This window comes from Actinomycetospora sp. ABD4_176, assembly GCF_056311855.1.
Genome location: NZ_CM149974.1, coordinates 5,255,038 through 5,276,510, shown reverse-complemented (window position 1 = coordinate 5,276,510; position 21,473 = coordinate 5,255,038). Strand labels below are relative to the sequence as shown.

Sequence of the window (21,473 nt, the reverse complement as noted above, 5' to 3'; positions counted from 1 at the left end):
GGCCGCCGATGCTGACACGGACCGTCACGGCGCATCGGTCGAGGTGGCGACCCTCTCACCGGTGACTCGATCCAGCCGCACGGCACGACCGGCGGCGCGCGACCGTTAACCTGCTGCCGTGACTACCGCCATGTCCAGGGTGTTCGTGGCCCGCATGGTCGGGCTGCCCGTCCTGGGCCCGGACGGCGAGCGGATCGGCCGCGTGCGCGACGCGGTGTGCGCGGTGGCGGTGGGCCCGCGGCCACCGCGCGTGCTGGGCCTCGTCGTCGGGGTGGGCTCGCGGCGGCGCATCTTCGTGCCGATGCTGCGGGTGACGGCGGTGGACGCCGCGGCGGTCACGCTCGCGACCGGGCAGGTCAACCTGCGCGCCTTCGCCCAGCGCCCCAACGAGGTGCTCGTCGTCGGCGAGATGCTCGACGCCCGCGTGCGGGTGGTCGACCACGACGCCGACGCGCAGGTCGTCGATGTGCTCATGGAGCACCAGCGCAGCCGAGACTGGCTGGTCACGCGCCTGGCGGTGCGCGAGCTCGTCGGGCGGCTGGGCCGGCGGGGCCCGGTGCAGGTGCTGCCGTGGGCGGCGATCTCGGGGCTCTCGCTCTCGGAGACCGGGCAGGGCACCGAGCAGCTGCTCTCCACGTTCGAGGACATGCGCCCGGCCGACATCGCGCACGCGCTGATGGACCTGCCACAGCGTCGCCGCCACGACGTCGCCGACGGCCTGGGCGACGACCGGCTCGCCGACGTGCTCGAGGAGCTCCCGTCGTCCGAGCAGCAGGACCTCCTGCGCCACCTGTCCACCGAGCGCGCCGCCGACGTGCTCGAGGAGATGGACCCCGACGACGCCGCGGACCTGCTCGCGGACCTCCCCGGGCCCGAGTCCGAGGAGCTCCTCGGTCTCATGGAGCCCGAGGAGTCCGAGCCGGTCCGGCGCCTGCTGACCTACTCGTCGGACACCGCGGGCGGGCTCATGACGCCCGAGCCGATCGTGCTCCAGCCCGGCGCGACCATCGCCGAGGCGCTCGCCCACGTCCGCAACCCCGACATCACCCCGGCGCTGGCGTCGATGGTGTTCGTCTGCCGCCCGCCCACGGCCACCCCGACCGGGCGCTACCTCGGCTGCGTCCACGCCCAGCGGCTGCTGCGTGAGGCGCCGTCGGACCTCGTCGCGGGCGTGCTCGACGCCGAGCTCACCCGGCTGGGGCCCGAGGCGTCGCTCGCCGAGGTCACCCGCTACTTCGCGACGTACAACCTCGTCTGCGGGCCGGTGATCGACGAGGGCGGGCACCTCGTCGGCGCCGTCACCGTCGACGACGTCCTCGACCACCTGCTGCCCGAGGACTGGCGCTCGCAGCCCGACCCGGAACCGGGGGCGACCGCACCCGCCGCGCCCGCAGGAGGCGGCCGTGCCTGAGCCCACCACCCGCCGGCGCCTCGACCAGCCCGCCGGCAGCCGCCGCCTCCGCCTCACCGTCGACACCGAGTGGTTCGCGCGCGTCGCGGAGCGTCTCGCGCGCTTCCTCGGCACCGGGACGTTCCTGCTGTGGCAGTCGGTGATCGTCGCCGCCTGGATCGCGCTCAACGTCTTCGCGATCAGCCTGCGGTGGGACCCCTACCCGTTCATCCTGCTCAACCTCGCGTTCTCGACGCAGGCCGCGTACGCCGCCCCGCTGATCCTGCTGGCGCAGAACCGCCAGGACGACCGCGACCGCGTCTCCCTCGAGGAGGACCGCACGCGCGCCGGGCGCCTCTCGGCCGAGACCGAGTACCTCGCCCGCGAGCTGGCGTCGATGCGGCTGCAGCTCGGCGAGGTCGTCACCCGCGACTACCTGCGTGGCGAGCTGGAGCAGGCCCGGGGCACCCGCGACGGCGTCCGGGAGGGCGACCGGTCGGGCAAGCCGGACAAGGCCCTGGAGAAGGCGGTCACCAAAGCCGTCGACCGGGCCGTCGACCGTGCCGTCGACCGTGCGGTGGGCCGCACGCTCGACGACGCCGTGGAACGCGCCCTGGTCCGCGCCCTCGAGCAGCGGGCCCTCACCGCGGAGGGCGAGCGGACCAACGGTCGCTGAGCCGTCACGGTCCCGTGCACGGGGCGTGACGCGCACCGCCTGCCGTGCCGGCGCCCCGCGGGTGACCGGCACGTAGCATGGGGATGAGCCGACGGGGGCCTCACGCCCCCGCCCCGGTGCCCCGGCGGGTCCCCCGCGGAGCGTGGGCCCGGGTGTCCTCGAGATGTCGAGAAGGGTCCGATGGCCGCAGCACCATCCGTCGACGCGATCCGGTCCGCACTGGCCGGCGTCGAGGATCCCGAGATCCACCGTCCGATCACCGAGCTGGGCATGGTCAAGGACATCAACGTCCTCGACCACGGCAAGGTCGAGGTCGGCGTCTACCTCACCGTGGCCGGCTGCCCGATGAAGGAGACGATCACCCAGCGGGTCACCTCGGCAGTGTCCGCCGTCTCGGGTGTCACCGCCGTGTCGGTCGACCTCGACGTCATGAACGACGAGCAGCGCCGCGAGCTGCGCAAGACGGTGCGCGGCGACGCCGACGAGCCCGTCATCCCGTTCGCCCAGCCCGGCTCTCTGACGCGCGTCTACGCCGTCGCGTCGGGCAAGGGCGGGGTCGGCAAGTCGTCGGTGACGGTGAACCTGGCCGCCGCGATGGCCGACCGCGGCCTGTCGGTCGGCGTGGTCGACGCCGACATCTACGGCCACTCGGTGCCGCGCATGCTCGGCACCGACGACCGGCCCACCAAGGTCGACGACATGATCCTCCCGCCGCAGGCCCACGGCGTGAAGGTCATCTCGATCGGCATGTTCACCCCGGGCAACACCCCGGTGGTCTGGCGCGGCCCGATGCTGCACCGCGCCCTGCAGCAATTCCTCGCCGACGTCTTCTGGGGCGACCTGGACGTTCTGCTCATGGACCTGCCCCCGGGCACCGGCGACATCGCCATCTCGGTCGCGCAGCTGATCCCGAACGCCGAGCTGCTCGTGGTCACCACCCCGCAGCAGGCCGCGGCGGAGGTCGCCGAGCGTGCCGGGGCGGTCTCGCTGCAGACCCGCCAGCGCCTGGCCGGGGTCGTCGAGAACATGAGCTGGATGGACATGCCCGACGGCTCGCGGATGGACCTGTTCGGCTCCGGCGGGGGTCAGGTCGTCGCCGACTCGCTGGCCAAGTCCGTCGGCGGTTCGGTGCCGCTGCTGGGCCAGATCCCGATCGACACCCGCCTGCGCGAGGGCGGTGACGCCGGCGTCCCGCTCGTGCTCAGCCAGCCCGAGTCCCCCGCCGGCGCCGCCCTGCGCGCCGTCGCCGAGAAGCTCTCGGTGCGCTCGCGCGGCCTCGCGGGCATGTCGCTCAACATCTCGCCGGCGGGCCGGTAGTCACCTCCCTGCGCGGTCCGGGGTCGCAGCGAACGGGCTGTTCGCTGCAACACCCCGATCAGCGCCCCCGCGCGCGGTACGCCGCGCGCTGGTCCTTGGTGACCTGCTTCCAGCGCCCCCGACGCTCGGCCGCGAGCCGGGCGTCGGTGCGCGAGGCCGCCCACTCGTCCTCGCGGAGGAGCTTGCGGTAGGCCTCGAGCCGCCGCGCCGGGAGCGTCCCGCCCTCGACGGCGCCCTGCACGGCGCAGCCCGGCTCGCGGTCGTGGGCGCAGTCGGCGAACCGGCAGGCCTCGGCGAGCTCGACGACGTCGACGAAGGCGCGGTCGATGCCCTCGGCGGCGTCGCGCACGCCCACCGCCCGCAGGCCCGGGGTGTCGACGAGCACCCCGCCGCCGGGCAGGGGCAGCAGCTCGCGGTGCACCGTGGTGTGGCGGCCCTTGCCGTCGACGGCGCGCACCGCTCCGGTCGCCATCGCCTCGTCGCCGAGCAGCGCGTTGGCGAGCGTGGACTTGCCGGCGCCCGAGGGCCCGACGAGAACCGTGGTGCCGCGGGCGGCGGCCGCGACCTCCGCGAGCCCGTCGCCGGTCACGGCGCTGGCGGGCACGACGTCGACCCCGGGCGCCGCGACGGCGAGGTCGCCGAGCGCCTCGACCAGCGCCCCGTCGTCCCGGTCGATCTTGGTGAGGACGACGACGGGCGTCGCGCCGCTCTCCCACGCGAGGGCGAGCAGGCGTTCGACGCGGCCGGGCCGCAGCGCGGTGTCGAGGGGCACGGTGACGAGGACCGTGTCGACGTTGGCGGCGAGGACCTGCGCGTCGGAGCGCCCCGAGACGGTCGCTCGGACGAGGGCGGTGCGACGGGGCAGGACGTCGGTGACGGCGCCGTCACCGACGAGGACCCAGTCGCCGACGGCGAGGGCGTGCCCGCGCGGTTCGGCGTGCAGGCGGTCGTCGGCAGTGAGGACGTCGACCCGGCCGCGGTCGACCCGGGCGACCCGGCCCGGGACGGCGTCGCCGGCGGACCCGGGCACGAGCGCGGCCCACGCGTCGTCCCAGCCGTAGCGGGTCAGGGTGGTGCGGTCAGGGGTGGGAACAGCTGAGATCAACGGAGGGGACCCTTCGAGGAGCCGCCGTCGGGCGACGACGGGCAGGAGCCCTGGTGCGCGCGGCACTCGTCACGAGCCGGTCCGCGTCACCAGGAGGTGCGTCGGACGGCGCCCTTCACGGCGCCCGTGCGGGCCGCCATGGCGTTCACTCCTCGAACGGTCCCCGGGGATCGACCTCCCCGGACGGGGCCAGCGTGCCCCCCGCTCCCGGCCGGCGCCATCTCTTTGACAGACGGCCTCCACTCGGCGCTGGGGCCTGGGCCGATCGCCAGGTCCCCGCCGACACGACAGGGGACTTCGTGCGCGTAGAAGCAGCGAGCAGCGCGTTCGCTGCGACAGGACCCGACGCTCAGGCCACCTGCAGCGACCGGCGGGACAGGCCCCACATGGTGCCGTCGATGGTCGTCGTCACCGGGGCCTCGGGGTCGGTGGCCGCGCCCAGCGTGACGAACAGCGGCACGAAGTGCTCGGCCGTCGGGTGCGCGTAGGGCATGCCCGGGGCCTGGCGGAAGCGGTGGAGGGTCTCGAGGTCGCCGCGGTCGAGCGCCTCGGCGGCCCAGGCATCGAAGTCGCCGGTCCAGCCCGGGGTGTCCGTCCCGCCGAGCATGGCGCGGGTGAGGAACGGCAGGCCGTGGGTCATGAAGCCCGAGCCGACGACCAGCACGCCCTCGCTGCGCAGCTCGCGCAGGCGGGTGCCGATGGCGAGCAGGCGGTCCGGCTCCTCGGTGGGCAGGCTCATCTGCAGGACCGGGACGTCGCCGAGCGGGTACATGACCTTGAGCGGCACCCAGGCGCCGTGGTCGAGCCCGCGGCGCGAGGTGTGCACCGGCTCGCCGTCGGGCAGCGTCGCGGCCACGCGGGCGGCGAGCGCGGAGGCATCGGGCGTCGCGTAGGTCATGCGGTAGAAGCGCTCGGCGAACCCGCCGAAGTCGTACACGAGCGGGGTGCCGGCCTCGGGGCTCGAGAGGGTCAGCGGCGCGGACTCCCAGTGCGCCGAGACGCTGAGGATCGCGCGCGGCGTCGGCAGGGTGTCGGCCCAGGCGCCGAGGCGCGTGATCCACTCCGCGTCGTCGAACAGGGGCGGGGCCCCGTGGCTGACGTAGAGCGCGGGCAGGGGCCCGTCCTGCGGGGTCCACGGCGCGCGGCGGGCGGCGCGCTCCCGCGCGGCGGGCTCGTACGCGTCGAAGGCCGCTCCCGGGTGGGCGGTGGCGAACGGGTCCATGACCGACTCCTCGTGCGACGATGCGGCCGCCGAATCTACTCGTCTTGAGTTGAAGCATCAAGTAAAGTGTGGGGGCATGGACGACTCGCCGTGGCTCGACGACGCGGAGCAGCGGGCGTGGCGCCGCACGGCGGCGGTGATGACGCTGCTGCCCGCGGCGCTCGACGCCCAGCTCCAGCGGGACGCCGGCCTGACCCAGTTCTCGTACCTGACGCTCGCGATGCTCTCCGAGTCGCCCGGCCGCACCCTGCCCATGAGCGCCCTCGCGGCCACCGTGAGCTCGTCGCTCTCGCGGCTCTCGCACGTGGTGGCGCGCCTCGAGCAGCAGGGCTGGGTGACGCGCGAGCCGTCGCCGGAGAGCGGGCGGGTGACCGTCGCGCGGCTGACCGACGCGGGCATGGAGAAGGTCCGCGAGACCGCGCCCGGGCACGCCGCGGAGGTCCGCCGGCTGATCTTCGACGCGCTCGACGACGACGGGGTGTCATCGCTGGCCCGCGTGACCGCGGCGATCCTCGGCCGCCTCGACCCGGACGGCGGGATGCGGGCGAACCCGCTCAGCCGCGAGTCCCACCCGGACGCCGACCGATCCGCCACGGGGTGATGTCGGGCGGCACGCCCTTGCCGCGGCGCCCGCTCAGGGGGAACGCCGCGAAGCGCTCGGCGTCGAGGTACGACCGGCTCGTGCTGGACACGCACACCTCGCCCGGCCCCGCCGCGTCGGTGATCCGGGCGGCGATGTTGACGTCGCGGCCGTAGTAGTCTCCGCCGAGCTGCTGCGGGGTGCCGACGTGCACGCCCGCCCGCAGGGCCAGGCGGTGCCCGTCGACCTCGATGTCCCCGACGGCGTCGCGCGCCGCCAGGGCCACCTCGACCGCGTCCTCGACGGTCGGGTGCACGGCCATCAGCCCGTCGCCGAGCCGCTTGACGACGCGCCCGTGCCGGCGCACGAGGGGCTCGACGGCCGCGCCCACCCGCCGCAGCGCCGTCACCGCGACGTCGTCGCCGACCTCGAGGGTCCAGTCGGAGAACCCGGCGAGGTCGGTGAACAGGACGACGACGTGCTCGTCGCTGGGCCGCTCCTCGATCCCGGCGTGCGCCTGCCAGACCTGCAGGGCCGTGAGCCCGACCTCGCGCAGCACGCTCGGGCGGGTCGCCGCGAGCGGGGCGAGCTGGGCCGCGAGCCGGCCGACGGCGTCGTCCCCGGTGGAGAGGGGATCACCGTAGGTCGCGTCGCCGGGCAGCCGGGACCTGGCCCACTCGAGCGCGGCCAGCAGGCGCGGGTCGGAGTCGAGTCGGTGGGCCGCCTCCAGGACCCGGCGGCGCACCGGCTCACGGTGGGACGCGAGCACGTTGATCGACGGTAACAGCCGGCCCGCCGCCCACCCGTGCCCGGAGACACCTCGTGAGGAGGGACACGGGCGGCCTCTCAGGTGGCGTCGGGGTCCACCGGGGCGATCTCGCCCGGGCCCAGCGGGCGGGCGGCCTCGGGGCGGCGGACGGCCGGCGTCGTGGTCGCGGGACCGGCCGCGCCGGCGGCCGCACCGGCGGAGGTGCCCGCGGTCGTCCCCGGCGTCGGCGACCCGCTCCAGGTGCCGTCGACGGGCGGCTCGGTGAACAGGTGCTGGCGCACCGCCCGGCGGGGGTCGAGGTCGCGCACCGAGCGCAGGTCCTCAAGCGGCTTGCGCAGCTCGTCGAACTCCGGCCCGAGCTCCTGGCGCAGCTGGTCGCGCGCGCCGGTGGCGTAGTCGCGGATCGCGCGCACGGTGTTCGCCACCCACGCCGCCGCGGCCGGGAGGCGCTCGGGTCCGAGGACGAACAGCCCGACGAGCGCGAGGACGATCAGCTCGGGCCACCCGATGTTGTCGAACACCCCGCGCCCCCTTAGAGCGTGACCTGCAGCGTCAGCGGACGGCCCTGGCGCACCACGCCGAGGGTGATCGTCTGCCCGGGCGGGTGCTCCCGCACGGCCACGACGAGCTCGTCGGCGGAGCCGATGGGCCGGCCGTCCACCCGCAGGACCACGTCGCCCTCCAGCAGCCCGGCGCGCGACGCGGGTCCACCCTGACGCACGTTGAGCACCTGCGCACCGTCCGCGGTGCCGTCCGTGACGGACTTCGCGTTCACCCCGAGGTCGCTGTGGGTGTAGCCGCCGGTGCGGATGATCGACTCGGCGATGACGCGGACGTCGTCGATCGGGATGGCGAACCCGAGGCCGATGGAGCCGCCCTCCCCGCCGCCGAGGGTCCGGATCGCGGTGTTGATGCCGACGACGGCCCCGGAGGTGTCGACCAGCGCGCCGCCGGAGTTGCCGGGGTTGATCGCGGCGTCGGTCTGGATGGCGTCGATGACGGGGTTGGACTCGGCCGACTCGGCGTCGAGGCGCACCGGGCGGTCGACCGAGCTGACGATGCCCTCCGTGACCGTGCCCGCGAGGCCGAGCGGCGAGCCGATCGCGATGACGCCGTCGCCGACGCGCAGCTCGGACGAGCGCCCGAGCTGGGCGACCACGGGGTTCGCGATGTCCACCTTGACCACGGCGATGTCGGTCTGCGGGTCGCGGCCGACGACGCGCGCGGGCGCCCGCAACCCGGAGGCGAAGACGGCCTCGAGGGTGGCGCGGGGGTCGGTGGCGGCGAGCTCGACGACGTGGTTGTTGGTGACGATGTAGCCGTCGGGGCTCAGCACGACGCCCGACCCGGTGCCGCCGCTGGTGCCGGCCTGCAGCTCGAGCGAGACCACCGCCGGGGCCACGCGGCCCGCGACCTCGGCGACCGAGCCCGGCGGGCGCTCGCGGCCGATCTCGACGGGGGTCAGCGTGGCGCCCGGGTCGACGAGGCTGTCGGCGCCGCCCGCGACCGCCCAGCCGACGACGCCGCCGACCCCGCCGAGCAGCAGCGCCACGACCGCGAGCAGCGCCAGCGCGGCCGGCTGCACGCGGCGGCCGAGGATCAGCTCGCGCGCCGAGAGGCGCGGGCCCACCGGACGGGCGGCCTCGCCGGCCCGGGACTCGCCCAGCGCCGGGCCGCCGAGCTCGGCGCCCGTGTCGGGGTCGCGCCAGGGGTCGGCGGTCGCGGTCTCGCCCGACCAGAAGTCGTCGGGCTCGTCGGTGGAGCGCTCCGGGGGCCGCTCGGGGCGCTGCAGCGACGTCGCCGCGCCGCCCTCCGGGCGCCCGAACGCCGCGGTGAGCGCCGGGGCGGGCGCGTCGCGGTGCCCGGCCGGGCGCCGGCCCGCGTCGCCGTTGCGGGCGCCGAAGCCGCCCTCGACCCCCGCGGGTCGGCCGAAGACGGCGGCGAGCTCCCGCTCGTCGACGGCATGGCCGTTGGCGTGGGAGGCGCCGTTGGCGTGGGCGGCGCCGTCCGGGTGGGAGGCACCGTTGGCGTGGGCGGCGCCGTTCGGGTGGGCCGTGCCCTCGGAGGCGGCGCCCCGGGTGTCGTTCGTGCCGTGCCCGTTCGTCGGCGCCGGGCCGTACCCGTCGGCGGCGTGGCCGTTGCCCGGGCCACGGCCGTTGCCGTTGCCGGAGACGGAGTGCCCGTTGTCGGGGCGCGGGTCGGTGGGTCCGCTCATGGCCCCTCCCCGCGGGGGGCGGCGGGCCGCAGCCCGGGCTCAACGGTGGTGCTCATCGCCCCTCCACCGTAGAGCCTCGGCCCGCGGCACGCGTCGACACGGTCACAGCGTGCGACCGGTGCGGTGAAGGGCCCGTCAGGGGGTGGGTCAGGGAGCGCCCGGTCCGGGCAGGCCCGGCGCCGGGGAGGTGGTGGTGCGCGCGCGGACCGCGAGGTCGGCGGCCGCCGCGGTGGGCGTGACGGTGGGCGTGACGACGCCGGGCGCGCCGGGCGCGGGCGCGGAGGCTGGCGCTGTGCCCGCCACGACGGCGGGCCCGGACAGGGCGGCCAGGGCGGCGGCGCCGACGACCACCCCCGAGCTCAGGGCCACGGGCACGCCGAGGCTCCGGCGCCGCGTGCGGCGGCCGCGGGCGGGGGTCTCGGCGGGGACGCCGAGCTCGCCGTCGGGGCCGACGCCCAGCCCGGCGGGCGGCTCGGGCAGGGGGGCGGCGTCGGGGATCGAGCACAGGGCACTGAGCAGCGAGCTCGGCACGGCCGGTCCCCCGGCGGCGCGGACACGTCGTCGCGCCTGGCGCTGCGCGGCCACCTCGGCGGCACAGGACAGGCAGCGGTCGACGTGCGCGGCGGCCCGGCGGGCCGGCCCGGGCGGGAGCTCGTCGTCGACGAACGCGACGACGGCGTCGAGCGCGAGGTGGCCGGCGTCGGTGAACCGACGCGGCCAGCCCCCGGTGCGCCCGGAGATCACAGCGACCTCCCCGGCGACCTCCGTGGGCCGGCGCCGACCCGGTCGGCGGCACGGGACTCGAGCGCGGCGCGCAGCGACTGGCGCCCGCGGTGGATGCGGCTTCGCACGGTCCCCAGTTTGACACCGAGCGTCGCCGCGATCTCCTCGTACGAGAGACCCTCCACGTCACACAGCACGACGGCGGCGCGGAACTCGGGGGCCAGGGCGTCCAGCGCGGCCTGGAGGTCGGGGTCGAGGTGGGCCTCGGACCACACCTGCTCGGGGTCGGGGCCGCCGCCGGGGAGGCGGTCGGTGTCCTCGGGCAGGCCCTCCATCCGCAGGCGGGCGCGGCGGCGCACCATGTCGAGGAAGAGATTCGTGGTGATGCGGTGCAGCCAGCCCTCGAACGTGCCGGGCTTGTAGCCCGCGAGCGACCGGAACACGCGGATGAACGTCTCCTGCGTGAGGTCCTCGGCGTCGTGGGCGTCGCCGGTCAGGCGGTACGCGAGGCGGTAGACGCGGTCGGCGTGCTGGCGCACGACGTCGTCCCAGGTCGGCGGCACCCAGGCCTCGGTGCCGTCGGCGAACGGGTCGTCCGGTGTGGTGACCTCGGGACGCTCGAGCAGGGCCGTCCCGCCGTGCGACGGCCGGACGCCGTCGGGCACCGGACCGGGGGAGGCGGCGTCGGCGGCGGGGACGGGGCGGTCGGGCATCGGCGGGCGCGCTCCTCGGCTCGTCGGCGGGGGCGCCGGTCGGGGGTGCCCGGCGACCTGGCCACCACTCTGGCGGCCCGTGATGTCACGGGGGTGAGGTCGGCCTGAGAGACCCCTGAGTTTCACCGACGCCGGGGTGACCCGTTCCTCACCCCGACCGTGTCGGCGGCGTGTCGGCGCGGCACGCCGCCCCGCGCCCGCAGTCCGATCTAGCCTGCACGGATGGCGACGGGACGCCCCGGGGGGCGAGGGGGCGGCGGCGCGCGCGGCCCGTCCCGCCCGCTGCGGGCCGTCCGGCGCACCCCCGACGCCCCGACCGGCCCGGTGGCCGTCGGCGACGCACGCGAGCCGGACGCCTCGTCCGATGGCTCGTCCGATGCCGAGGCCGCCCGCACCCGCGCGCGGACCCGCCTCGCCGAGCGCGCCGAGGCGTTCCTCGCCGAGGACGAGCTGCTCGCCGGGCTGCGCGAGCGCGCCGTCGCGGAGGGGGTCGTGCCCGTCGCACCCGCCACCGCCGCGACGCTGACGTTCCTCGCGGCGACCACGCGGGCGCGCGCGGTGGTCGAGATCGGCACCGGCCTGGGCCTCGGCACCGTCGCCCTGCTGCGCGGGATGCCCACCGACGGGCTGCTGACCAGCATCGACCCCGACGGCGACCGCCAGGCCCGGGCCCGCGCGGCGTGCGTCGAGGCGGGGTTCGCGGCCAACCGGGTTCGCATGATCAAGGGCACGTCGCGTCAGGTGCTCCCCCGCCTGTCCGACACGGGCTACGACCTCGTCGTCGTCGACGGGGTCACCACCGAGTCCCCCCGCGACCTCGAGGCGTCGCTGCGCCTGCTGCGCCCCGGCGGGGTGGTGGTCGTCGACGACGTCCTGTGGTCCGGGCGCGTCGCGGACCCCGTGCGCCGCGAGGCGGTCGCCGGCGCGCTGCGCGAGACCCTGCGCCTCGTGCGCGACGACGAGCGCCTCGTGCCCCTGCTGCTTCCGGTGGCCGAGGGCCTGCTCTGCGCGGCCCGTCGCTAGACGCGGGCGGCGACGAGCTCCACGAGCGTGCGGGCGGCGAAGCCCGTGGCGCCCTTGGCGACCTCCTCGTGCGGGCTGTCGCAGCGCGCGGGCCCGGCGATGTCGAGGTGCGCCCAGGGCCGGCCGTCGGTGAAGCGGCGCAGGAAGAGCGCCGCCGCGATCCCGCCCGGGCCGCCCGGGGCCTGGCGCACGTCGGCGATCGTGGAGTCGACGTCGGGGTCGAGGTCCGCCGACAGCGGCATCGGCCACCACGACTCCCCCGTCGCCGCGCCGGCCTCGACGACCGCCGTGCGCAGGGCCGGGTCGCTGGCGAACACGCCGCCGGTGCGCACGCCGAGCGCGACCTTCATCGCCCCGGTCAGCGTGGCGACGTCCACGACGACGTCGGGGGCGAGCACCTCGAGCGCGTAGGCGATGGCGTCGGCGAGGACCATGCGGCCCTCGGCGTCGGTGTTGGTGACCTCGGTGGTGGTCCCGCCGCGGTGGCGCACCAGGTCGCCGGGGCGGTACGCCGAGCCCGAGACGTGGTTCTCCGCGAGCGGGACGAGCCCGGTCACCCGCACCGGCACGCGCAGCCGGGCCAGCGCGCGCAGGGCGGCGACGACCGCCGCGCCGCCGGCGCAGTCGGTGCGCATGTCCGCCATGCCGGCGTTCGGCTTGATCGAGATACCGCCGGTGTCGAACGTGATGCCCTTGCCGACGAGCACGACGTGCCCGGCGGCGGGGTCGGCGTCGGTCGGCGACCAGGTCAGCTCGAGCAGCCGCGGCGGGCGCGACGAGCCGCCGCCGACGGCGAGCACGCCGCCGAAGCCCTCCGCGGCGAGCCAGTCCTCGTCGCGCACGGTGACCTCGAGGCCGCGGGCGTCGGCGACGAGCTCGCCCGCCGTGGCGGCGAACCACGCCGGAGACTTGGCGCCCGAGGGCGTGTCCGCGAGATCGCGGGCCCGCGCGGTCGCGGTGGCGAGCTCCACGGCGCGCTCGACGGCGTCGTGGTGCTCGGCGGGGACGTCGAGGTGCACGCGCACCCGCGGCGGGGCCCCGTCGGGGCGGACGGTGAAGCGGTGCGAGCCGAGGACGACGCCGAGGGCCAGCGCGGCCCACTCGTCGGCGCCGGCGGGCCGGTCCTCGTCGCGGTCGGGGCGCAGGAGCGCGCTCCGGGTGCCGTCGGCGACGGCGTCGCCGAGGGCGTGCGCCGGGGCGTCGCGCACCGCGCGGACCGCCGCGGCGCCGGCGGAGCGCCAGTCGCGGGCGCGGCCCTCACCGGCCCCGACCAGCCAGCTCCCCGGGGCCTCGCCGGGCAGCGCGACCACGGCGCCCGCCGAGGGGCGCCAGCCGGGCGGGGCGCCCTCGACCACCGGGGGGGCGTCGTCGTCGGTGCTGGTGCTGCTGCCGTCGGTGCTGGTGCTGCTGCCGTCTGTGGCCGTGTCGCCGGTGCCCTGGTCGGGGGTGCGCTCGTCGCGCCGTCGCCAGCGCAGCACGGCGACGGCGCCGGCGGGCGCCTCGGGGGTGAGGACGGCGAGCGGGGTGGGCAGCGCCGGGGCGGCGAAGGGCACGGAGCCCACGGAGCCCACGGAGCCCACGGAGGCGACGGCGCCGTCCGCCCCGGCGGCGCCGTCCGGCCCGGCGGGCGTCGGGGTGCTCAGCCGACCACGCCCTGCAGGGCCTCCCGCAGGTCGCCCGCCTCGTCGGCCGTCATCTCGACGACGAGGCGCCCCCCACCCTCGAGCGGCACGCGCATCACGATGCCGCGCCCCTCCTTGGTGACCTCGAGGGGACCGTCACCGGTCCGGGGCTTCATGGCCGCCATAGCGTGCTCCCTCCACGAGCTGGTCGTCTTCGCCCTCCCGTCGCCCGAAGGGACCACCGGGGAGCGAGCGCCGTGTGACAGGCGACGATTCTTCCCTATGCGTCCGACCGGCACGACACCGGAGCGATCATCCGGGCGTGTCCTCCCCGGTCAGGCGCCGTCCCCCGTCCTCCGCCGACCCCGCCGCGCGGAAGCAGCCGGCCACGTGGTCGTCGACCATGCCGGTCGCCTGCATCAGCGCGTAGCACGTCGTCGGGCCGACGAACCGGAAGCCGCGGGCCCGCAGTGCCCTGGCCATCGCGGTCGACTCCGGCGTGGTCGCGGGGACGTCGGCGAAGCTCGGCGGCGCGGGGCGCGGGGCCGGCGCGAACGACCAGAGCAGCGTGTCGAGGTCCTCGTCGCGCTCGGCGAGCCCCAGGACGGCGCGGGCGTTGGCGACGGTCGCCTCGATCTTCGCGCGGTTGCGGACGATGCCGGCGTCGGCGAGCAGGCGCGCCACGTCGTCCTCGCCGAAGCGGGCCACCGCCTCCGGGTCGAACCCGGCGAACGCCGCCCGGAACGCCGGGCGCTTGCGCAGCACGACGAGCCACGAGAGCCCCGACTGGAACGCCTCGAGGCTGATCCGCTCGTAGAGCGCGTCGCGGCCGCGCAGCTCCCGGCCCCACTCGGTGTCGTGGTACTCCGCGAGCAGCCCGTCCCCCGCGCCCCATGGGCAGCGCCCGACGCCGTCGGCACCGACGACGGCGGTCGGCGCCGCGGTCACGCCGTCACCCCGTCCCCGACCGTGTCGTTCACCGTGTCGCGTCCCGCTCGCACCGGCGGGCCAGCTCCTGCAGCGAGCGCTGCAGCCCCCAGGCGAAGGCCGGCTTGACCACGGGCCAGCCGAGGGCCCCGAGCGGGCCCAGCGGCAGGTCGAGCTGCTCGCTCCACACGAACGTCGCCGCCTCGCGCCCGTCGTCGGTGCGGCGCTCCAGGACGGTGAACACGCCGCTGCCGCGCACGACGTGACCGGTGTGCCGGACGGTCGCCCGGTGCGGCGGGTCCCAGCCGACGATCTCCATGGTGTCGGTGACCCCGAGCGGGCCCACGCCCGTCGTCGCGGCCAGCTCCGAGCCGATGCTCGTGCCGTCGCCGCGCGTGACCTTCACCGACGTCCCGAGCATCCACTCGCCCTGGGACTCCCAGTCGGTGACCTCGCGCCACACCGTCTCGACCGGGGCGTCGACGTCCACCGACACCGTGATCTCGCGCCGCGCCATGTCCGCTCCCGCCTCGCCCGGAGTGTCGGCGGAGTGGCTCCGCCGACGATGAGTGTCCGATCTCCGCTCCGTCGGCTCAGCGCCGCGGACCGTCGATGCCGGTCATTCCCCGCGCGGGGCCCGCCGACGCGCCGTTGCCACCCGGGTCACCGGCGGGGCCCGTGGGGTCGGTGGGCGTCGGGTCGGCGAGCCCGTCGGCCGGCCCGCCCGGCTCGCCCGGCTCGCCCCCCGCGTCCCGCCCGTGGCCGTTGACGCGCACCACCGCCGCCGACGCGACCGCGGGCCCGTCCCCGGCGGCGCCGGCCTCCATCGCCTCGACCCGCGCCCGCAGCGCGTCGACCTCGGCGGCGAGGCGCTCGAGCGCCCAGTCGACCTCGCTGCACTTGTAGCCGCGCAGGGTCTGCTGGAAGCGCAGGTCGCGCACGTCGCCGCCGGTGAGGTCGCGCGCCGGCAGCCGGGTGGGCGTGGCGCCGGGCGGCATGGGCGCGAGCTCCTCGCCCCGGCCGAAGACGAAGGCGGCGAGCAGGTAGACCGCGGCGGCCACGAGGCCGACCACGATGACGTACACCAGCGCGCTGCCCATGCCCCCGATCGTAGGTGCCCGTCCCGACGCTCCCCGCCGGCTACCGCCCGTCAGCTCCCGGTGGCGCGCCGTGTCGTCACCGACGCCAGCGGCGGGCGATCGGTGGTGGCGACGGACTGCTCGTCGGGGAGCCAGTCGCCGTCGACGGGCACGAACTGGGTCAGCGGGTCGCTGCCGGCGTGGCCGGGCACGCAGCGGCGCAGCACGGCGTCGAGCACCTCGGCGGCCGTCGCGCCGAGCGCACGGAGACCGCGGTGGCGGTGCTTGCGCACCCCGAGGTCGACCTGCGCGATCGCGTCGAGGCCCCGCTCGCGGTGGGTGTCGAGCAGCAGGCCGATCTCGACGCCGTACCCGGCGGCGAACGGCAGCGACTCGAGCAGCTCGCGGGTGGCGGCGTACTCCCCGCCGAGGGGCTGGACGACGCCGGCGAGCTCGGGGCGCAGGGCGGCGAGCGCGGGGCGCGCGGTGAGCTCGGTGACCCGCCCGCCGCCGGTCAGGGCGGCGTCGTGGTCGGACATGCGCAGCGGCCGGTGGTAGAAGCCCTTGACCAGGGCGACCCCGTCGACAGTGAGCAGCGGGCCGAGCAGGTGGGTGACGAAGTCGGGGCCGAGGTCGACGAGGTCGGAGTCGAGGAAGACGACGAGGTCCCCCGACGTCGCGGCGAGCGAGCGCCACAGCACCTCGCCCTTGCCCGCCCGGACCGGGACGTCGGGCAGCACGGCGTCGCGCGGCACGACCCGTGCGCCGGCCCCGCGGGCCCGCTCGGCGGTGGCGTCGGTGGAGCCGGAGTCGACGACGACGAGCTCGTCGACCAGCGTGCCGAGCAGCGGGCGCACCGCCGCGACGACACCGCCGACCGTGGCCTCCTCGTCGAGGGCCGGCAGCACCACCGACACCGTGCGCCCCCGCTTGGCCGCCGTGAGCGCCTCGGCCGTCCAGTCCGGGCGCGCCCAGGTGCGGCGCGCGAACCAGTCCTCCGTCGCGTCCCTCACCGGTGCGCCTCCGGCGCGGGTGCCCTCACGCCAGCGCCCGCACGGTCCGGACCGGGGCGCGGTCGCCGCGGATCGCCGACACCATGTCGACGAGCCGGCGGGTGGCCGCCACCTCGTGCGCGCGGAACATCTGCGCGCCCGCCCACGCCGCCACGGCCGTCGCGGCGAGCGTGCCCTCGAGGCGCTCGCTGAGCTCGGTGGTGCCGAGGGTCTCGCCGACGAAGTCCTTGTTCGACAGGGCCATGAGCACCGGGCGCCCGAGCGCGACGAGCTCCTCGAGGCGGCGCAGCAGCTCGAGACCGTGGAAGGTGTTCTTGCCGAAGTCGTGGGTGGGGTCGACGAGGATGCGCGAGGGGTCGACGCCCGCGCGCTCGTGGGCCCGCGCCTGCCGCGTGACCTCGGCGACGACGTCCGCGACGACGTCGGCGTAGCGCACGCGGTGCGGCCGGGTGCGGGGCACCGCGCCGCCGGTGTGCGAGCAGACGATGCCCGCGCCGAACTCGGCGGCCACCTCGCCCAGCTGCGGGTCCACGCCCGCCCACGTGTCGTTGATGAGGTCCGCGCCCGCGGCACAGACCTCGCGCGCCACCTCCGCCCGCCAGGTGTCGACGCTGATCGCGATGGCGGGGTGACGCTCCCGCACGGCCGCGACGGTCGGCAGCACCCGGTGCAGCTCCTCGGTGACGTCCACCCCGGGCCCGGGGCCGGCCTTGACCCCGCCGACGTCGACGACGTCCGCGCCCTCGGCCACCGCGCGGTCCACCGCGTCGAGCGCCGCCGCCGGGTCCCACGCGGCGCCGCGGTCGTAGAACGAGTCCGGCGTGCGGTTGACGATCGCCATCACCGCGACGCGCCCGTCCGGGGGCAGCAGGGGCCGCTGTGTGGTCATCACCCCGATCCTGACACGGCCCCCGAGGTGCGGGCCGGGTCGAGCGCGTCCAGGGCGGTGTCGACGGTCGTCGCGCGCACCACCCCCGACATCCCGCGCGCGGTGACGAACCCGGTGCCGCGCAGGTCGTCGAGCCACGTGAACAGCGGGTCGTAGTGGCCGTCGGGGTCGAGCACGACCACCGGCTTGTCGTGCATCCCCAGCGCGTGCGACGTCCAGGCCTCGAAGAGCTCCTCGAGCGTCCCGAGCCCGCCGGGCAGGGCGAGCACCGCGTCGCTGCGCGCGTCCATCTCGGCCTTGCGGGTGCGCATGTCGCCGACGACGACGAGCTCGTCGGCCCGGTCGTCGGCCACCTCGAGCGCGACCAGCGCCTCGGGGATGACGCCGACCGTGCGGGCCCCGCCCTCGCGGGCGGCGCGGGCGACCGCACCCATCATCGAGACGCGCCCGCCGCCGGTGACGAGGCTCCAGCCCCGCGCGGCGATCGCGGTGCCGACCTCGCCGGCCAGCGCGATCGCCGTCTCGGGCACCGGGCCCGAGGCGCAGAAGACGCAGACCCTCACGAGCCCACGACCTCGCGGAAGCCCTCCTCGACGATGGCGACCACCTCGTCGATGTCGTCGGTGAGGTGGACGAGGTCGACGTCGTGGCGGCTGATCGTCCCCGCCTCGACGGCGGCGCCCGCGAGCCACTCGACCAGCCCGCCCCAGTAGCTCCTGCCCAGCAGCACCACCGGGAACCGCGTGACCTTGCCCGTCTGGACCAGCACCAGCGCCTCGAACAGCTCGTCGAGCGTGCCGAAGCCGCCGGGCAGGCAGACGAAGGCCTGCGCGTACTTGACGAACATCGTCTTGCGGGCGAAGAAGTAGCGGAAGCCGACGCCGAGGTCGACCCACGGGTTGAGGCCCTGCTCGAAGGGGAGCTCGATGCCCAGGCCGACCGACAGCCCGCCGGCCTCGGCGGCGCCGCGGTTGGCGGCCTCCATGACGCCGGGACCGCCACCGGTGATGACCGCGTAGCCCGCGTTCGCCAGCGCCCCGCCCAGCGCCATGCCGAGCGCGTAGTCGGGGTGCTCGCGCGGGGTGCGCGCCGACCCGAACACCGTCACCGCGCGCGGGATCTCGGCGAGGACGCTGAAGCCCTCGACGAACTCGGCCTGGATGCGCTGGAGGCGCCAGGCGTCGGAGTGCACCCAGTCCGCGGGCCCGCGCGAGTCCAGCAGGCGCTGGTCGGTGGTGGAGCTCAGCCGTGCCGGGTCGCGGTGCTCCGGTCGACGGCGGTCGATGGTGGTCGGGCGCGGCGCGGTGGCGTCAGTGCCCGCCGGGTCGTCGTGGAGCATGCGGCCGAGCCTAGGAGCCCGACCCGAACGGGGCCGGACCGCCGGGTCGACGGTTTGCGACGGCCCGTCGTGTGGCACGCCCGGGATGGTTGAAGCACGAACCACCCCGAGGAGGAACCACCCATGGCGACGGTCACGCCCAAGGTCGCGGTCATCTACTACAGCTCGACCGGCACCGTCCACGAGCTGGCGCAGGAGTACACGAAGGGCCTCGAGAACGCGGGCGCGGAGGTGCGCTTCCGCAAGGTGCACGAGCTCGCGCCGCCGGAGGCCATCGCGGCCAACGAGGCCTGGCAGCGCCACGCCGAGGCGACCGCCGACGTCCCCGAGGCGACGGCGGACGACGTGCTGTGGGCCGACGCGGTCGTGTTCGGCTCGCCGACGCGCTACGGCAACGTCGCCGCGCAGCTCAAGCAGTTCATCGACAGCCTGGGCCCGCAGTGGGCGCAGGGCCAGCTCGCCGACAAGGTCTACTCGGGCTTCACGTCCACCTCGACCGCCCACGGCGGCCAGGAGTCGACGCTGCTCGCGCTCTACAACACGATCCACCACTTCGGCGGCGTGATCGTGACCCCGGGCTACACCGACCCGATCCAGTTCACGGTCGGCAACCCCTACGGCCCGTCGCACGTCGACGGCCAGGGCTCGATCCCGATCTCGGACGACACGCGCCACGCCACGCAGTACGCCGGCCAGCGCATCGCCACCGTCACCCGCCAGCTCGTCGCGGGCCGCAGCGAGGTCGCCGCGGTCTGAGGCTCGCCCGGGTGGTTCGAGCGAAGGGCCCCTTGGCTCGAACTACCCGGCGGTGGGCGCCCTTCGCCGGCGCGGTCGATGCGCGCCCGGGGTTCTGAGCGAAGGGCCCCCCTTGCTCGGCCTAGGCGAGCGAAGGGACCCTTCGTTCACCCGGACCGGCTTCTCCCGCCAGCCGGCAAGATCACGGGCATCCGGGTGCACGTCTCACCGGGGCCAGCGGGTCGATGGGCGCGCCCGTGATCTCCCGGGACCCACCGTGGTGTCACATCGCGCCCGCTCGGCGTTCCGGCGGAGGGCGCCCTCCGCCCGTCTATGCGATCGAAGGTGCCCTTCGCTCGGAAACGCGGGCGGCCCCTCAGGCGCGCGTGAGGTAGGTGCGCAGGACGTCGCACGCCTCGGAGATCGCCGCGACGGGCACCGACTCCTCGCGCGTGTGGGCGAGGTTCGGGTCGCCCGGGCCGAAGTTCAGCGCCGGGATGCCGAGGGCGGCGAACCGGGCGACGTCGGTCCAGCCGTACTTGGCGACGGGCACGGTCCCGGTCGCGGTGACGAAGTCGGCGGCGGCGGGCGCCGACAGCCCCGGCAGCGCGCCCGGGGAGGCGTCGGTCTCGGTCAGCTCGTACCCCGCGAACACCTCCGCGACGTGGGCGCGCGCGTCGTCGAGCGAACGGTCGGGCGCGAAGCGGAAGTTGACGGTCACCTCGCAGACGTCGGGCACGACGTTGCCCGCCACCCCGCCGGCGATCCGCACCGCCTGCAGGCCCTCGCGGTACACGCACCCGTCGATGTCGACGGTGCGCGCCTCGTGCTCCGCCAGCCGCGCGAGGACCGGCGCCGCGGCGTGGATCGCGTTGCTGCCCAGCCACGACCGCGCCGAGTGCGCGCGCCGTCCCGCGGTACGCACCACCACCCGCAGCGTGCCCTGGCACCCCGCCTCGACCTGGCCGGACGTCGGCTCGCCGAGCAGGGCGAGGTCGGCGTCGAGCCAGTCGCGGTGCTCGCGCTCGAGGCGCCCGAGGCCGTTGCGCGACGCCTCGACCTCCTCGCAGTCGTAGAGCACCAGCGTGACGTCGTGGGCCGGCTCGACGAGCGCGGCGGCGAGGTGCGTCATCACCGCCACCCCGGACTTCATGTCGCTCGTCCCGCAGCCGTACAGCGTCCCGCCGTCGCGCCGGGAGGGGACGTTGTCGGCGATCGGCACGGTGTCGAGGTGCCCGGCGAGCAGCACCCGGCGCGGGCGCCCGAGGCGCGTGCGGGCGAGGAGCGCCTGCCCCGAGCGCAGCAGCTCCAGGTGCGGCGCCTGGCTCGCCAGCGCGGCCTCGAGCGCGTCGGCGAGGGCCTCCTCGTCGCCGGACACGCTCGGGACGTCGACCAGCGCGGCGGTCAGCGACACCGGATCGGCGAGCAGGTCGAGGGTCACGGGCGGGGCACTCACGCTGCCGGAGGCTAACCGGGTGTTCGGTCCGTCGGAGCCGGGGACGCCTCACCGCGTGGCGGGACGACGTCCGAGCACGACGAGCGCGACCCCCGCGAGCACCAGGGCGAGCGCCGGGACCGCCGACGGGAGCACCCCGAGGACCACCGCGGCCGCGGCCGCGCCGCCCACGGCGGCGACCAGCTGCTTGAGCGCGACGACCCGCCGGCGCGGGCCGCCGGTCACGAGCGCCACCATCGCGCCCGTCAGCATGCCCGTGAGGTAGGTGGTCGGCTCGCCCAGCCGCAGCGCGATGCTGCTCTGCCCGCCCATCGCGACCGCCGCGCCGGCGAGCAGGACGAGCGTCGGCACGGCCTGCAGCGTCCACGCCCCCGCCAGGGCGGCGAGCAGGACGAGCTCCGCGACCAGGGGCGCCGCGACCGCGCGTGGACGCCGCCGCCAGGCGAACGACCACGCCGCCACCCCCGCGGCGAAGGCGAGCACCGCCACCAGCGGGGGCCACACCCCGATCAGGTCACCCCGCCCGAGGGCGCCCCCGACGGCGACGAGGTTGCCGGTGACCACCCCGGCGAACGGCCCGCCCAGGCTGGTCACGGCCCACAGGTCGACGACACCGGACGCCGCCGCGAGCACCGTGGAGGCCGTCCCGACCCGTCGGGCCGCACGATCGGCCATGCGCG

The 21,473-nt window shown here is 76.5% G+C and carries 22 protein-coding genes and 2 pseudogenes; 6 read left to right on the top strand and 18 right to left on the bottom strand.

Annotation, left to right across the window (positions count from 1 at the left end):
- Window positions 1-130: 130 nt before the first annotated feature.
- The 3 genes and pseudogenes from ACYX4T_RS25555 (at window position 131) to ACYX4T_RS25545 (ending at window position 3,383) form a co-directional block, all read left to right on the top strand.
- Window positions 131-1,411, top strand: a complete 1,281-nt coding sequence (locus tag ACYX4T_RS25555) for a magnesium transporter MgtE N-terminal domain-containing protein (protein ID WP_476012020.1) — start codon at window positions 131-133, stop codon at window positions 1,409-1,411.
- A pseudogene (locus ACYX4T_RS25550) lies at window positions 1,404-1,853 on the top strand (DUF1003 domain-containing protein); the annotation flags it as partial. The gene ACYX4T_RS25555 and the pseudogene ACYX4T_RS25550, both read left to right, overlap by 8 nt.
- Window positions 1,854-2,246: 393 nt before the next feature.
- Entirely contained in the window at window positions 2,247-3,383 is a 1,137-nt protein-coding gene (locus ACYX4T_RS25545; protein ID WP_476012019.1) for an Mrp/NBP35 family ATP-binding protein, read from the top strand.
- 58 nt (window positions 3,384-3,441) lie between these two features.
- On the opposite strand, the gene rsgA is transcribed toward ACYX4T_RS25545, so the two are convergent.
- Entirely contained in the window at window positions 3,442-4,488 is a 1,047-nt protein-coding gene (gene rsgA, locus ACYX4T_RS25540; RefSeq protein ID WP_476012018.1) for a ribosome small subunit-dependent GTPase A, read from the bottom strand.
- Between the two features lie 349 nt (window positions 4,489-4,837).
- Window positions 4,838-5,710: a dioxygenase family protein gene (locus ACYX4T_RS25535; protein WP_476012017.1), complete on the bottom strand. Its 873-nt coding sequence runs from the start codon at window positions 5,708-5,710 to the stop codon at window positions 4,838-4,840.
- 76 nt (window positions 5,711-5,786) lie between these two features.
- Between ACYX4T_RS25535 and ACYX4T_RS25530 the strand changes: the two genes are divergently transcribed.
- Complete coding sequence (locus ACYX4T_RS25530) at window positions 5,787-6,311, top strand: MarR family winged helix-turn-helix transcriptional regulator (protein WP_476012016.1); 525 nt, start codon at window positions 5,787-5,789, stop codon at window positions 6,309-6,311.
- On the opposite strand, the gene ACYX4T_RS25525 is transcribed toward ACYX4T_RS25530, so the two are convergent.
- The 5 genes from ACYX4T_RS25525 to sigE all read right to left on the bottom strand — a co-directional run bounded on the left by ACYX4T_RS25525 (window position 6,265) and on the right by sigE (window position 10,710).
- On the bottom strand, window positions 6,265-7,059 hold the full coding sequence (locus tag ACYX4T_RS25525; protein WP_476012015.1) for an adenylate/guanylate cyclase domain-containing protein: 795 nt from the start codon (window positions 7,057-7,059) through the stop codon (window positions 6,265-6,267). The two genes, ACYX4T_RS25530 and ACYX4T_RS25525, sit on opposite strands and share 47 nt — an antisense overlap.
- A 77-nt stretch (window positions 7,060-7,136) precedes the next feature.
- On the bottom strand, window positions 7,137-7,580 hold the full coding sequence (gene tatB / locus ACYX4T_RS25520; protein WP_476012014.1) for a Sec-independent protein translocase protein TatB: 444 nt from the start codon (window positions 7,578-7,580) through the stop codon (window positions 7,137-7,139).
- Between the two features lie 11 nt (window positions 7,581-7,591).
- The gene (locus ACYX4T_RS25515; protein WP_476012013.1) at window positions 7,592-9,274 is read right to left on the bottom strand and encodes a S1C family serine protease; all 1,683 of its coding nucleotides are present in this window, start codon (window positions 9,272-9,274) and stop codon (window positions 7,592-7,594) included.
- A gap of 147 nt (window positions 9,275-9,421) precedes the next feature.
- Window positions 9,422-10,018 carry a zf-HC2 domain-containing protein gene (locus ACYX4T_RS25510; protein WP_476012012.1) on the bottom strand — a complete coding sequence of 199 codons (597 nt, stop codon included), beginning with the start codon at window positions 10,016-10,018 and terminating at the stop codon, window positions 9,422-9,424.
- Window positions 10,015-10,710: an RNA polymerase sigma factor SigE gene (gene sigE / locus ACYX4T_RS25505; RefSeq protein WP_476012011.1), complete on the bottom strand. Its 696-nt coding sequence runs from the start codon at window positions 10,708-10,710 to the stop codon at window positions 10,015-10,017. The genes ACYX4T_RS25510 and sigE overlap by 4 nt, the downstream gene beginning before the upstream one ends.
- A 222-nt stretch (window positions 10,711-10,932) precedes the next feature.
- Here sigE and ACYX4T_RS25500 point away from each other — a divergent pair, with 222 nt between their 5' ends.
- Window positions 10,933-11,733, top strand: coding sequence for an O-methyltransferase (locus ACYX4T_RS25500; protein WP_476012010.1), 801 nt, complete (start codon window positions 10,933-10,935; stop codon window positions 11,731-11,733).
- On the opposite strand, the gene ACYX4T_RS25495 is transcribed toward ACYX4T_RS25500, so the two are convergent.
- From ACYX4T_RS25495 to ACYX4T_RS25455, 9 genes and pseudogenes are all read right to left on the bottom strand, one after another.
- Window positions 11,730-13,295, bottom strand: a complete 1,566-nt coding sequence (locus ACYX4T_RS25495) for a leucyl aminopeptidase family protein (RefSeq protein WP_476012009.1) — start codon at window positions 13,293-13,295, stop codon at window positions 11,730-11,732. The two genes, ACYX4T_RS25500 and ACYX4T_RS25495, sit on opposite strands and share 4 nt — an antisense overlap.
- A 77-nt stretch (window positions 13,296-13,372) precedes the next feature.
- Window positions 13,373-13,540, bottom strand: a complete 168-nt coding sequence (locus ACYX4T_RS25490) for a DUF3117 domain-containing protein (protein ID WP_133827309.1) — start codon at window positions 13,538-13,540, stop codon at window positions 13,373-13,375.
- A gap of 127 nt (window positions 13,541-13,667) precedes the next feature.
- A complete protein-coding gene (locus ACYX4T_RS25485; RefSeq protein ID WP_476012008.1) occupies window positions 13,668-14,303 on the bottom strand; it encodes a DNA-3-methyladenine glycosylase I in 636 nt (211 codons plus the stop codon).
- Window positions 14,304-14,331: 28 nt separating this feature from the next.
- Window positions 14,332-14,799, bottom strand: a complete 468-nt coding sequence (locus tag ACYX4T_RS25480; RefSeq protein WP_476012007.1) for an SRPBCC family protein — start codon at window positions 14,797-14,799, stop codon at window positions 14,332-14,334.
- A gap of 304 nt (window positions 14,800-15,103) precedes the next feature.
- Window positions 15,104-15,382, bottom strand: a pseudogene (locus ACYX4T_RS25475) (DivIVA domain-containing protein); the annotation flags it as partial.
- A 50-nt stretch (window positions 15,383-15,432) separates the two neighbouring features.
- On the bottom strand, window positions 15,433-16,374 hold the full coding sequence (locus ACYX4T_RS25470) for a glucosyl-3-phosphoglycerate synthase (RefSeq protein ID WP_476012006.1): 942 nt from the start codon (window positions 16,372-16,374) through the stop codon (window positions 15,433-15,435).
- A gap of 25 nt (window positions 16,375-16,399) precedes the next feature.
- Window positions 16,400-17,263 (bottom strand): dihydropteroate synthase, encoded by an 864-nt coding sequence (gene folP, locus ACYX4T_RS25465; protein ID WP_476012005.1) that lies wholly within the window; start codon window positions 17,261-17,263, stop codon window positions 16,400-16,402.
- On the bottom strand, window positions 17,263-17,826 hold the full coding sequence (locus ACYX4T_RS25460) for an LOG family protein (protein ID WP_476012004.1): 564 nt from the start codon (window positions 17,824-17,826) through the stop codon (window positions 17,263-17,265). Before ACYX4T_RS25460 ends, folP begins: the two co-directional genes overlap by 1 nt.
- Window positions 17,823-18,602: an LOG family protein gene (locus ACYX4T_RS25455; protein ID WP_476012003.1), complete on the bottom strand. Its 780-nt coding sequence runs from the start codon at window positions 18,600-18,602 to the stop codon at window positions 17,823-17,825. Before ACYX4T_RS25455 ends, ACYX4T_RS25460 begins: the two co-directional genes overlap by 4 nt.
- Before the next feature lie 123 nt (window positions 18,603-18,725).
- Here ACYX4T_RS25455 and wrbA point away from each other — a divergent pair, with 123 nt between their 5' ends.
- The gene (gene wrbA / locus ACYX4T_RS25450) at window positions 18,726-19,358 is read left to right on the top strand and encodes an NAD(P)H:quinone oxidoreductase (RefSeq protein ID WP_476012002.1); all 633 of its coding nucleotides are present in this window, start codon (window positions 18,726-18,728) and stop codon (window positions 19,356-19,358) included.
- Window positions 19,359-19,713: 355 nt separating this feature from the next.
- Here wrbA and dapE read toward each other — a convergent pair whose 3' ends face one another.
- The gene (dapE, locus tag ACYX4T_RS25445) at window positions 19,714-20,793 is read right to left on the bottom strand and encodes a succinyl-diaminopimelate desuccinylase (RefSeq protein ID WP_476012001.1); all 1,080 of its coding nucleotides are present in this window, start codon (window positions 20,791-20,793) and stop codon (window positions 19,714-19,716) included.
- 48 nt (window positions 20,794-20,841) lie between these two features.
- Entirely contained in the window at window positions 20,842-21,468 is a 627-nt protein-coding gene (locus ACYX4T_RS25440) for a DUF1275 family protein (protein ID WP_476012000.1), read from the bottom strand.
- Window positions 21,469-21,473: the final 5 nt, after the last annotated feature.